Source organism: Enterococcus saccharolyticus subsp. saccharolyticus, assembly GCF_029023825.1.
Taxonomy (GTDB): Bacteria; Bacillota; Bacilli; order Lactobacillales; family Enterococcaceae; genus Enterococcus_F; species Enterococcus_F saccharolyticus.
The window spans coordinates 1,524,263-1,537,643 of record NZ_CP118957.1 but is presented as its reverse complement, the minus strand read 5'-3'; the positions used below and the strand labels follow the sequence as shown (position 1 = coordinate 1,537,643).

The window sequence follows — 13,381 nt, the reverse complement described above, 5'->3', positions numbered from 1 at the left end:
AGCTACTATTTGGCGCATGCTCATTGTTGAGTATGCGTTTTTTTGTTGTGTTTGAAACAAAACGTATCTTCACTAGACAGAAAGGAAGGTTTATGATGGATCACCCTGCACCCGAGAGGAACTTAATAAACTAATTGTCTAGGAATAAAACTCCTAGACAATCACTAGGAGGAAGAGAATATGATGAAACAACCACAAACAAAAGAACAAGAATTAAAAAAATTAGCAATATTATCAGATCGAGAATTATTTATGGAGTTGCGAACTTCCTTAAGTGGGTTATCAACAGCCGATGCTCAAAAACGTTTGGAAGAAGTCGGGTTAAATCAAATTGATGCGGAAAAACCAACACCAGCATGGTTGATTTTTCTCCATGCCTTTAAAGATCCATTCGTTTTAGTGTTAGCATTGTTGATGATTGTATCTTTCGTAACCAAAGATTACGAAGCAGCGATTGTGATGGCAGTTATGATTGCTGCTAGTGCAACCATCTCATTTATTCAAGAATATCGTTCACAAAAAGCGAGTTTAGAATTGAAAGAGTTAATCGAAAATACGTGTGCAGTCACACGAAATAACCAAACGAAAGAAATTCCTATGGATGAAGTAGTTCCAGGCGACATTGTCACGTTAGCAACCGGTGATATGATTCCCGCAGACGCTGTCTTAATTTGGACGAAAGATTTATTTGTGAATCAATCGTCTCTAACTGGCGAATCAATGCCCATTGAAAAATTTGTTGATGCGGGGATGCCTGTGGAGCAATCTCTTTCTGCATTAGATATGAATAACTTGGTGTTTATGGGGACGGATGTTTTAAGTGGGCAAGGAAAAGCTATCATTTTAAAAACAGGGCAACATACATTTTTTGGTGATATTGCTAAAAATGCGACCAAACAACGAGGAAAAACAGCTTTTGACACAGGGCTAACCAAAATTAGTCGATTGCTCTTACGAATGGTTGTTGTCTTATTTCCAATTGTTTTTCTAGTCAATGGTTTGACAAAAGGTGATTGGAGCGCAGCATTCTTTTTTGCGATTGCAGTCGCAGTAGGTTTAACACCTGAAATGTTACCCATGATTGTTACTAGTAACTTAGCAAAAGGCGCGATGACTTTAGTGAAAGAAAAAGTTATCGTGAAAGAATTACCTTCTATTCAAAATTTAGGCAGTATGGATGTGTTGTGCACAGACAAAACAGGAACGATTACCGAAGATCGTGTCGTGTTAGTTCAACACTTAAATCCATTCGGTGAAGATGATGAAACAGTGCTGGATATGGCATTTGTAAATTCTTCTTATCAAACAGGTTGGAAGAATTTAATGGATATTGCGGTGATTAATTATTTTGAAGAAAATGCAAGAAAGCTACCATTTAAAGAAGTAGTGAAAGTCGATGAGATTCCGTTTGATTTTTCTCGTCGGCGTTTAACGGTTGTCGTTCATGCGGATGACCATCAATGGATGATCACAAAAGGTGCCGTTGAAGAAATGGAACAAATTTGTTCTCATGTGAGAATTAATGGCGAAATCCAACCATTGACAGCACCTTTGAAAAAACGTCTACGCCAAGTCAATCGTCGTTTAAATAAAGAAGGTATGCGGGTCTTAACAGTAGCTATCAAAAAAGATGTACACCAAGATGCCGTTTATTCGGTAGCTGATGAAAAAGAGATGACGTTAATTGGGTTCATGGGGTTTCTTGATCCAGCAAAGGAATCAGCAGCAACAGCTATTCAATCACTTCACCAACACGGGGTATCAGTTAAAGTCTTAACAGGTGACAATGAAATTGTTGCAGAGAAAGTTTGCCGTGATGTAGGAATTGATGCCAATCACGCCTTGTTGGGAACGGATGTTGATCAAATGTCAGATGATGAGTTAGCCAAAGCAGCAGAAACCATCAATCTTTTTGCTAAATTAAATCCGATGCAAAAATCACGAATTATTCAAGCGTTACAAGCAGATGGTCACACAGTTGGTTTTATGGGAGATGGGATTAATGATGCGCCTGCTTTGCGAAGTGCTGATGTAGGTATTTCTGTGGATACAGCAGCAGATATTACGAAAGATGCGAGTTCCATTATTTTATTAGAAAAAAGTTTGAATGTCTTAGATAAAGGTGTTGTAGAAGGACGAAAAGTATTTAGTAATATGATGAAATACATTAAAATTACGATTAGTTCCAATTTTGGAAATGTTTTTTCAATTTTAGTAGCTAGTGCTTTCTTACCGTTCTTACCGATGCTTTCGATTCAATTACTTGTACAAAACTTGATTTATGATATGGCGCAATTAACGATTCCTTGGGATCGCGTAGATGAAGAAGAAATTGCTAAGCCTGTGAAATGGCAAGTCGGGGGATTATTAAAATTCACTTTATGTATTGGACCAGTAAGTAGTGTCTTTGATATTTTAACCTTCCTAATGATGTGGTTTGTCATTGGTGCGAATACGGTTGCTGAACAAGCGGTCTTTCAAACTGGTTGGTTTGTGGTCGGATTAGTGACACAAACACTCGTTGTACACATTGTTCGTACGAAAAAACTGCCGTTTATTCAAAGTCGTGCATCTCTTCCAGTCATCATGGCAAGTGGATTGGCTATTTTTACTGGAATTATGCTTGTTTTATCGCCTATGAAAGAATTTTTTGATTTTGCTGCCTTGCCAACGAACTATTGGTTTGGTTTTATCTGTATTACTATAGCTTATCTAGTTGCAGTCGAAATTGCTAAGCGATTTTATATTCATTTAACGAAGGAATGGTTATAAAAAAAATTTGTTAAAAGAACGGAGAAACTCATATTTTGGGGAGTTTTTCTGTTCTTTTTTTGTTGAAACTTTCATAATTTTGTGATTATTTCCTAAGATAAAAAAGAAGAATAATTTATTCAAAAGAGAAAAACTGTTTCGTGAATAAAAATTATCTGTACTAATATAGATTAGCACGTAACGAAAGCGTTTTACTTTTGAGTAGGTTATTTTGTGAATGTGATTGATTTCACGAGAAAGAGTTAGTATAATAAGGATTGGCAAGAAATAAAATAAAAGATTTATAAACTTTTTACTTGTTTTTCTCTTGTAAAAATGATAGCTTATTAACTGTAAATGATTCTGACAAGTGATACAGAAGAGAATCGCTGTTACAATCTATCATATACAAGAATTAACCTAACAAAGAGAGGAAAGTGTGACAAGATGGCAAAGAAAAAAACAATTGACTTTCAAGCACTGCTAGAAAACGTCGATGCTCAATTTCCAACTTATCAGGCATTAGACCAAGATGGAAACATTGTAAACGAAGCTTTAGTACCTGATTTAAGTGATGAGGAATTAGTTGAATTAATGACTCGTATGGTGTGGTCACGTGTACTTGACCAACGTTCAACTGCTTTAAACCGCCAAGGTCGCTTAGGTTTCTTTGCTCCAACTGCTGGACAAGAAGCAAGTCAATTAGCAAGTCATTTTGCTTTTGAAAAAGAAGACGTATTATTACCAGGATACCGTGATGTACCTCAATTAATCCAACATGGTTTACCTTTAACTCAAGCTTTCTTATGGTCTCGTGGCCACGTAGCTGGTAACCACTACCCAGAAGATTTGAAAGCTTTACCACCACAAATTATTATCGGAGCACAATATGTTCAAGCAGCTGGTGTTGCTTTAGGACTAAAAATGCGCGGTAAGAAAAATGTTGCATTCACTTATACTGGTGATGGTGGTTCTTCACAAGGTGATTTCTATGAAGGTATTAACTTTGTAGGTGCATATAAAGCAAACGCTGTATTCTTCATTCAAAACAACGGATTTGCGATTTCAACACCTCGTGACAAACAATCAGCAGCAACAACTTTAGCTCAAAAAGCAGTAGCTGCAGGTATCCCAGGTATCCAAGTTGATGGTATGGATCCATTAGCAATGTATACTGTATCTAAAATGGCTCGTGATTGGTCAATTGCTGGAAACGGCCCTGTATTAATCGAAGCATTAACTTACCGTTATGGTCCACATACATTATCTGGTGATGATCCAACCCGTTACCGTTCTAAAGAGATGGACGATGAATGGACTGCAAAAGATCCATTGGTTCGTTTCCGTAAATATTTAGAAGCGAAAGGTCTATGGACTGAAGCTAAAGAAGAAGAAGTAATCGAAGCAGCAAAAGAAGAAATCAAAGCAGCAATTGCTGAAGCTGATAAAGTTCCAAAACAAAAAGTTTCTGATTTCTTGAAAAATATGTTTGAAGATCAACCACAAACTATCAAAGAACAAATTGAAATTTACGAAGCGAAGGAGTCGAAATAATCATGGCACAAAAAACAATGATTCAAGCAATCACTGATGCCCTAGCTTGTGAGTTAGCCAGCGATGAAAACGTAGTGATGTTTGGTGAAGACGTTGGTAAAAACGGTGGAGTATTCCGTGCAACTGAAGGCTTGCAAGAAAAATTTGGTGAAGATCGTGTATTCGATACACCATTAGCAGAATCAGGTATTGCTGGTTTAGCGTTTGGTTTAGCCTTAGAAGGTTACCGTCCAGTTCCTGAACTACAATTCTTCGGTTTCGTATTTGAAGCAATGGATGAAGTTGTAGCACAAATGGCACGTACTCGTTACCGTATGGGTGGCACTAGAAACTTGCCAATTACAATTCGCTCACCATTTGGTGGTGGAGTTCACACACCAGAATTACACTCAGATAACTTAGAAGGATTGATTGCTCAATCTCCTGGTATCCGTGTAGTTATTCCATCAAACCCATATGATGCAAAAGGCTTGTTAATTTCTGCTATCAGAAGTAACGACCCAGTTGTTTTCTTAGAGCACATGAAACTTTACCGTTCATTCCGTGAAGAAGTGCCAGAAGAATCTTACACAGTTCCATTGGATAAAGCAGCTGTCACTCGTGAAGGTACAGATATCTCTATCATCACTTATGGTGCAATGGTTCGTGAAGCAATCAAAGCAGCTGATAACTTAGCAAAAGAAAATATCAGCGTTGAAATTATTGACTTGCGTACAGTAGCTCCACTTGATATTGAAACTATTATCGCTTCTGTTGAAAAAACAGGCCGTGTTGTAGTTGTTCAAGAAGCACAAAGACAAGCAGGCGTAGCTACACAAGTAGTATCTGAAATTTCTGAACGTTCGATCCTTTCTTTAGAAGCTCCAATCGGACGCGTATCTGCTCCAGATACTGTATTCCCATTTGGTCAAGCTGAAAATGCTTGGTTACCTAATGCATCAGACATTGAAGCAAAAGTAAGAGAAATCGCAAACTTCTAAGATCATAAGAGAGGAAGATATCAAACATGGCATTTCAATTTAAATTACCGGATATCGGTGAAGGAATTGCAGAAGGCGAAATCGTTAAATGGTTTGTAAAACCAGGCGATACTATTAATGAAGATGATACTTTGTTAGAAGTACAAAATGATAAATCAGTGGAAGAAATTCCATCACCAGTTACAGGAACAGTTAAAAGCATTCTTGTAGAAGAAGGTGTTGTAGCAAACGTTGGTGACGTGTTAGTCGAAATCGACGCACCAGGTTACGAAGACGAAGCTCCAGCAGCTCCAGCTCAAGAACAAACACCTGCAGCTCCAGCAGCTTTACCAGAAGCTGGCGGACAAGGTGTCTTCCAATTCAAATTACCAGATATTGGTGAAGGAATTGCAGAAGGCGAAATCGTTAAATGGTTTGTAAAAGCCGGCGATACTATTAATGAAGATGATACTTTATTAGAAGTACAAAACGATAAATCAGTGGAAGAAATTCCATCACCAGTTACAGGGACAGTTGTACGTGTTGTTGTAGCAGAGGGCGTTGTAGCAAACGTTGGTGACGTGTTAGTCGAAATCGACGCACCAGGCCATAACAATGCACCTGCAGCAGCTCCGGCACAAGAAGCAGCGGCACCTGCATCTGCTCCAGCTGAAGCAGCAGCTCCAACTGGTAAACCAAGCAAAAACGTATTGGCAATGCCATCTGTACGCCAATTTGCTCGTGAAAACGATGTTGATATTACTTTAGTTACTCCTTCTGGAAAAGGTGGACGCGTAACAAAAGAAGATATCCAAAGCTTTATTTCTGGTGGTTCAGTAGCTCCGGCAGCTCCAGCACAAGAAGCAGCAGCTCCAGTAGCAGAAGCAAAACCAGCTGCAAAAGAAGAGAAAGCAGCTCCAGCTAAACCTTACTCTTCTGATTTAGGCGCATTAGAAACGCGTGAAAAATTAACACCAATGCGTAAAGCAATTTCTAAAGCAATGGTTAACAGCAAACACACTGCTCCTCACGTAACATTACATGATGAAGTAGAAGTTTCTAAACTATGGGATCAACGTAAGAAATTCAAAGACGTTGCTGCCGCTCAAAATACTAAATTAACTTTCTTGCCATATGTTGTTAAAGCTTTAACTGCAACTATGAAGAAATACCCAGTATTGAACGCATCAATTGATGATGCTGCTCAAGAAGTAGTTTACAAAAACTACTACAATATCGGTATTGCTACAGATACTGCGAACGGTCTATACGTACCAAACGTTAAAGATGCAGATCGTAAAGGTCTATTCGCAATCGCTGATGAAATCAACGGCAAAGCTGCTTTAGCTCATGAAGGTAAATTAGCTGCTGAAGATATGCGTAACGGAACAGTTACAATCAGTAACATTGGTTCAGTTGGTGGAGCTTGGTTCACACCAGTAATCAACTACCCTGAAGTTGCAATTTTAGGTGTAGGTACAATTGCTCAACAACCTGTTGTCAATGCAGAAGGCGAAATCGTAGTAGGTCGTATGATGAAATTATCATTAAGTTTCGACCACCGTATCGTTGATGGCGCAACTGCTCAACAAGCGATGAATAACATCAAACGTTTGTTAGCAGATCCAGAGTTACTATTAATGGAAGGATGATAAACAAATGGTAGTTGGAGATTTTGCCTTAGAATTAGATACAGTAGTAATCGGTGCGGGACCTGGCGGCTATGTAGCTGCCATCCGTGCTGCTCAAATGGGTCAAAAAGTAGCGATTATTGAAAGAGAAAACGTTGGTGGCGTATGTCTAAACGTTGGTTGTATTCCTTCAAAAGCGTTAATCGCTGCGGGACATCATTATCAAGAAGCACAACATTCAGAAATGTTTGGTGTGACTGCAGAGAACGTAACATTAGACTTTGCAAAAACTCAAGAGTGGAAAACAAACGGTGTTGTTAATAAATTAACTTCAGGCGTAGGTATGCTTTTGAAAAAAAATAAAGTAGAAATCATTGAAGGGGAAGCTTTCTTCGTAGATGACCATACTTTACGTGTTATCCATCCTGATTCTGCACAAACGTATGAATTCAAAAATGCGATTGTAGCAACTGGTTCTCGTCCAATTGAAATTCCTGGTTTCAAATTCGCTGGACGCGTAATCGATTCAACTGGTGGTTTAGCATTAACGGAAGTTCCTAAAAAATTAGTTATCATCGGTGGCGGAGTTATCGGTGCTGAACTAGGTGGCGCGTATGCTAACTTAGGTTCTGAAGTAACTATCCTTGAAGGTTCTCCACAAATTTTACCAACTTACGAAAAAGATATGGTTAAAATTGTTGAAGCGGAATTCAATAAAAAAGGCATGACAGTTATTACTAATGCAATGGCTAAAGAAGCTGTTGACAACGGTGATAGCGTAACTGTGAAATATGCAGTAGATGGTAAAGAAGAAGAAATCACTGCTGATTACGTAATGGTTACTGTAGGTCGTCGTCCAAACACTGATGATATGGGCTTAGAGCAAGCTGGTGTTGAAATCGGTGAACGTGGATTAATCAACGTTGACGCACAATGCCGTACAAATGTATCAAACATCTATGCGATTGGCGACATCGTTCCTGGTGCAGCTTTAGCGCATAAAGCAAGCTATGAAGCAAAAATTGCTGCTGAAGCAATTTCAGGTAAAAAAGTAGCAGTTGACTACAAAGCAATGCCAGCTGTTGCCTTTACTGATCCTGAATTGGCCTCAGTAGGTATGACAATTGCAGAAGCAAAAGAAGCTGGAATCGATGCAAAAGCATTCAAATTCCCATTTGCTGGTAATGGCCGTGCATTATCATTAGGTAAAACAGAAGGATTTATCCGTCTAGTTGCAACTACTGAAGATCACGTTCTTATCGGAGCTCAAGTTGCTGGTATCAGTGCATCAGATATGGTTTCTGAATTAGCGTTAGCTATTGAATCAGGTATGAATGCAGAAGATATCGCATTAACAATCCATCCTCACCCATCATTAGGTGAAATCGTTATGGATGCTTCTGAATTGGCTTTAGGTTTACCAATTCACGCGTAAGATGAATCAAAAAGAGCTATCGTGTTGCGATAGCTCTTTTTTTGTTTTCCCATACATGTAATCGTTCTCTAGGCGGATGAATAAATAAGTAAATTCAACTATATTTAAGTTGCAAGTACTTATTTTTATAAAGGAGCAAAAACAATGAAGAAAAAAACACTAATTATCTCAATGGTCTTATCGATGATGTTTCTTGCTGGTTGTCAAGATATTAAAATGTGGTTTAAAGGATTTGAGGAAAGTTTTAAAGGGCTTGAAATGGTTATTCAGACATATGATGAACAAAGTCAATTAATTGATAAAATTACTGGGAAATCCGTCTTAATTGAACGCGATACAACCTTTGATACAAATGCAGAGACAGCGGATTCTTCAGTTATCCAAATTACGATTGGCAATAAAGAAATGCATCATGTCGGTTCATCAATGATTATTGCTGAAAAAGGATTAGAAAATGTTTTTGATAAGTATGCGGAAACGGTCGATGCTCAAACTATTCAACGAGGTGTACCAGTCATTAATTCATTAGTTAATGACTTTAAAAATTCTTTTTCAGGTAAAGAAAAAGTTGTGTTAATTCGTAGCCAAAACGGGACACCGCTTGCTACTTATGGTGGAAATAATGTCTCGTTATACAAAACAGACGTGCCAAAGAGTACGGGATTATTGATTGATGGACAATATTTATTTGTTTATCGTTGTGATTACACGATTTATGATAGAGCATTGTTGGAATAAAAATGTTTTTCGTCATCGATTGTCGTGACAAAACCCTAAGAATTTTTTCGGACTAGAGACTGAATAATAATTATTTTTCTTCTATTAAAATAAAGGTATCAAAACGAAGATGGAGGAAACAATAATGAAATTAATGGCAAAAATTGGTGGTATTCTTTTATTAGCGGTAGGAGGATTGTTTGCTACAACGCTTTATACGAATCAATCATCCGGATAGCTTGCTGGTATTTTAGATCAATTGAATCCTATGGTGAAAGAAGGCTATGTGTATGTAAAAACCAAAAAAGCAGATAGTGTAAATGGTTATGGGACAGCTTCTTATGAACAAGTAGCAGTCGATGAGAATGGCAAAACAAGACCGATTGCTTTTAATGGGATTTCCGAATTAAAAGTAGGGCACTATTTAAAATTAACCAATAAAGGTGCTCACGTCGAAACCTATGAAGAAATATCAAAAGAAGAAGTACCACAAAAAGCATTAGAAAAATTAGAGTAAAAAGCTGAGAAAATCAGCTTTTTTTCATTTTCAAGACAATTGTTTTACTCGTAAGATATCTATGATAAACTAAACAAGAAGAGAGTAAAGTGAGGGAACTATATGAGAGAGTATCAATATCCTTTAAATTTAGACTGGACAACAGATGAAATGGTGCTAGTCATGAACATGTGGGATGCATTAGAACAAGCTTATGAAAAAGGTATACCTACAGAAAAATTTTTGAAAACACATCAAGCATTTAAAACAGTCGTTCGTAGCATTGGTGAAGAACGTCGCTTAGGTAGAGAATTTGAAGAGTTATCTGGTTATTCGTTGTATCGAACAGTACAAGAAGCGAAAAATAATTCTACTGGTAAGTTGAAAATGAAAGGATAACCATCATGCAAATATTAATTAGTGAAATCAAGCACTGGATGACTGAAGCAGGTGAAATGATTAAAACCGCACTTTTGGCTAATCAATTAACAGTTGATACTAAAACGGATCGCAAAGATTTAGTCACCAATGTTGACAAAATGACACAAGATTATTTTGTGAAAAAAATTGTTGCTTTTGATCCACAAGCTAGAATTTTAGGCGAAGAGAATGGACAAGATCATTTGGACAAATGGAGTGGTCGTGTATTCATTATTGATCCGGTTGATGGTACAATGAATTTTGTATTAGAACGCGAAAATTTTTGTATCATGCTAGCAGTTTATGAAGAAGGTCAAGGTATATTAGGATTTATTTATGACGTGATGAAAGGACAACTTTTATGGGGTGGTCGTGACATCGGAGTATTCTTAAATGAAGAACGCGTTCCTCAACCAGCAGATATTCCTTTAAGTGAAGGCTTATTGGGCATGAATGCTGCAATGTATGCCCGAAATAGTCATAATGCACAAATTATGGGAGATCGTTCGATGGGCGTTCGTATGTCTGGGTGTGCTGGATTAGAATTAATGGGGATGGTGTTAGGCCGTCGCGTTGGTTATGTTTCAAATCTTGCTCCTTGGGATTATGCAGCCGGTGGTGTCTTAATTGAAGCCTTAGGGATGAAAATGAGCCATATCACTGGTCGAAAATTAAAATTAGATGGTCGTGAGCGTTTCTTAGCAGGAACTCCTCACGCATACGAAGAAATGTTAGTATTATCACAACAAGCGAATAATTAAGATGGAAAATTTCAGAGTTAGCAACCCCTAACTTTGAAGTTTTTTCTTTTTTTGAAAAAAAATGTGCAACTGAAAACTTTTCACTAGTTTTCAGAAAGATTATTTGTTATAATTACTCGTCAAGTGTAAAGCCAAATTAAAAGGAGCAAATAAAATTGAAACATAGAGATGATATTAGAAACGTAGCTATTATTGCCCACGTCGACCACGGTAAAACAACATTAGTAGATGAATTATTAAAACAATCCGATACATTGGATGCGCGTACACAATTACAAGAACGTGCAATGGACTCTAATGCCATTGAAAAAGAACGCGGAATTACAATCTTAGCAAAAAATACTGCTGTAGATTACAAAGGAACTCGTATCAACATCATGGATACTCCTGGACACGCGGACTTCGGTGGAGAAGTTGAACGTATCATGAAAATGGTAGACGGTGTAGTATTAGTCGTAGATGCTTACGAAGGAACAATGCCTCAAACACGTTTCGTATTGAAAAAAGCTTTGGAACAACGCGTAACACCAATCGTTGTTGTAAATAAAATTGACAAACCTTCTGCTCGTCCAGAACACGTTGTTGATGAAGTATTAGAATTATTTATTGAATTAGGTGCAGATGATGATCAATTAGATTTCCCAGTTATTTATGCATCAGCATTAAACGGAACATCTAGCTTATCAGATGATCCAGCAGATCAAGAAAAAACAATGGCACCAATTTTTGATACTATCTTAGAAAACATTCCTGCTCCAGTTGATAATAGCGATGAACCATTACAATTCCAAGTATCTTTATTAGATTACAATGATTACGTAGGACGTATTGGTATTGGTCGTGTCTTCCGTGGAAGAATTAAAGTTGGCGACAGTGTAGCCTTAATGAAATTAGACGGTTCTGTTAAACAATTCCGTGTAACAAAATTATTTGGTTTCTTCGGTTTACAAAAAGTCGAAATTCAAGAAGCGCAAGCGGGTGACTTAATTGCTGTTTCTGGTATGGAAGATATCTTTGTAGGAGAAACAGTAACACCTGCAAGCCATCAAGATGCGTTACCAATTCTGCATATTGATGAGCCAACGTTACAAATGACATTCTTAGTAAATAACTCTCCTTTTGCTGGTCGTGAAGGTAAATATATCACTTCTCGTAAAATTGAAGAACGTTTAATGTCAGAATTACAAACAGATGTATCTTTACGTGTTGAACCACTTGGACCTGATTCATGGACAGTTTCTGGTCGTGGTGAATTGCATTTATCAATTTTAATTGAAAATATGCGACGCGAAGGCTATGAATTACAAGTATCACGCCCTGAAGTTATCGAACGTGAAATTGACGGTGTGAAATGTGAACCTTTTGAACGTGTACAAATTGACACACCAGAAGAATATATGGGTTCAGTTATCGAATCTTTAGGTACACGTAAAGCAGAAATGCAAGATATGATTAATACAGGAAATGGTCAAGTAAGACTTGTCTTCTTGGCACCAGCTCGTGGATTAATCGGTTATACAAATGAATTCTTATCAATGACACGTGGCTATGGAATTATGAACCACACATTCGATCAATACTTACCAATGATTCCAACACAAATTGGTGGTCGTCACCACGGTGCGTTAGTTTCTATTGATACAGGTAAAGCGACAACTTACTCTATTATGAGTATTGAAGAACGTGGAACAGTTTTTGTAGAACCAACAACAGAAGTATATGAAGGTATGATTGTTGGGGAGAATTCTCGTGATAACGACTTAACAGTTAATATTACAAAAGCAAAACAAATGACTAACGTGCGTTCGGCTAATAAAGACCAAACGTCAGTTATCAAAAAACCACGTATTTTATCTTTAGAAGAGTCTTTAGAATTTTTAAATGACGATGAGTACTGTGAAGTAACGCCAGAAAGCATTCGTTTACGTAAACAAATCTTAAACAAAAACGAACGTGAAAAAGCAGCGAAGAAAAAGAAAAAAGCTGAATAATTTTATTTTAAAAAAGCCATCGAAGGAATTTCGATGGCTTTTTTTGTCAATCTGTGGGAAACTTTAAGAATTGACTAAATAAAAAGTTGATATAATAAGGTTTTGATTTATTTTAGTTACAATAGAAAGCGGCTAAATGTTTCATATTCGGTTGATGTTTCACAAATTGTTTGAATGGTTGTAAGAAAAGCGAATGAATAAAAAAAATATAGCGGAATTTTGTTTGAACTTCTTAAAAAAACGTGATTTACAAAGATTTTGTTCGTTTTTATCAATTTTTTGTTAAAACTTAGTGATTTGAAACATCCAATTCTATAGAAAGTTGTGCTATAATAATGAAACGAAAGATAGGAGGGAGCGAAAATGGGATCTATTTCTCCAGAACTAGCATTAGATCTTCTTGTACAAGAAGCAGATCGTATTCGTATGTTAATTCGCAATCAAAAAAATAGCTTATGTATTTCTCAATGTAAGGCTTTTGAAGAAGTTGTAGATACTCAAATGTATGGTTTGTCAAGGCAGGTTACATTCGCTATTCGTTTAGGAATTGTCGCAAATGAAGTAGGTCAACAATTATTAAGTGATTTAGAAAAAGACTTGAATCAACTATACAATGAAGTATACGAGGAAACACGGGCAAACGAAATAGGCAAGGAGGTTTAGGAC

Annotated in this window: 10 protein-coding genes and 1 pseudogene; all 11 read left to right on the top strand. The window is 37.1% G+C overall.

What is annotated here, in order from left to right; genetic code table 11:
- The first annotated feature begins 180 nt into the window (after positions 1-180).
- The gene (mgtA, locus tag PYW32_RS07940) at positions 181-2,772 is read left to right on the top strand and encodes a magnesium-translocating P-type ATPase (RefSeq protein WP_016174840.1); all 2,592 of its coding nucleotides are present in this window, start codon (positions 181-183) and stop codon (positions 2,770-2,772) included.
- Positions 2,773-3,198: 426 nt separating this feature from the next.
- The gene (gene pdhA / locus PYW32_RS07935; protein ID WP_016174841.1) at positions 3,199-4,305 is read left to right on the top strand and encodes a pyruvate dehydrogenase (acetyl-transferring) E1 component subunit alpha; all 1,107 of its coding nucleotides are present in this window, start codon (positions 3,199-3,201) and stop codon (positions 4,303-4,305) included.
- A gap of 2 nt (positions 4,306-4,307) precedes the next feature.
- On the top strand, positions 4,308-5,285 hold the full coding sequence (locus tag PYW32_RS07930) for an alpha-ketoacid dehydrogenase subunit beta (protein ID WP_016174842.1): 978 nt from the start codon (positions 4,308-4,310) through the stop codon (positions 5,283-5,285).
- Positions 5,286-5,311: 26 nt separating this feature from the next.
- Positions 5,312-6,916 (top strand): 2-oxo acid dehydrogenase subunit E2, encoded by a 1,605-nt coding sequence (locus PYW32_RS07925; RefSeq protein WP_016174843.1) that lies wholly within the window; start codon positions 5,312-5,314, stop codon positions 6,914-6,916.
- Positions 6,917-6,923: 7 nt separating this feature from the next.
- Positions 6,924-8,330 (top strand): dihydrolipoyl dehydrogenase, encoded by a 1,407-nt coding sequence (gene lpdA, locus PYW32_RS07920; RefSeq protein WP_016174844.1) that lies wholly within the window; start codon positions 6,924-6,926, stop codon positions 8,328-8,330.
- A 144-nt stretch (positions 8,331-8,474) separates the two neighbouring features.
- On the top strand, positions 8,475-9,068 hold the full coding sequence (locus tag PYW32_RS07915) for a DUF5052 family protein (RefSeq protein ID WP_016174845.1): 594 nt from the start codon (positions 8,475-8,477) through the stop codon (positions 9,066-9,068).
- A 124-nt stretch (positions 9,069-9,192) separates the two neighbouring features.
- Positions 9,193-9,564 (top strand): annotated as a pseudogene (locus tag PYW32_RS07910) (YxeA family protein).
- A 102-nt stretch (positions 9,565-9,666) separates the two neighbouring features.
- Positions 9,667-9,942 carry a UPF0223 family protein gene (locus PYW32_RS07905; RefSeq protein ID WP_016174848.1) on the top strand — a complete coding sequence of 92 codons (276 nt, stop codon included), beginning with the start codon at positions 9,667-9,669 and terminating at the stop codon, positions 9,940-9,942.
- 5 nt (positions 9,943-9,947) lie between these two features.
- The gene (locus PYW32_RS07900) at positions 9,948-10,724 is read left to right on the top strand and encodes an inositol monophosphatase family protein (RefSeq protein WP_016174849.1); all 777 of its coding nucleotides are present in this window, start codon (positions 9,948-9,950) and stop codon (positions 10,722-10,724) included.
- 155 nt (positions 10,725-10,879) lie between these two features.
- Positions 10,880-12,715 (top strand): translational GTPase TypA, encoded by a 1,836-nt coding sequence (gene typA / locus PYW32_RS07895; protein ID WP_016174850.1) that lies wholly within the window; start codon positions 10,880-10,882, stop codon positions 12,713-12,715.
- A 363-nt stretch (positions 12,716-13,078) separates the two neighbouring features.
- Positions 13,079-13,378 carry an Fpa/YlaN family protein gene (locus PYW32_RS07890; protein WP_016174851.1) on the top strand — a complete coding sequence of 100 codons (300 nt, stop codon included), beginning with the start codon at positions 13,079-13,081 and terminating at the stop codon, positions 13,376-13,378.
- Positions 13,379-13,381 lie beyond the last annotated feature (3 nt).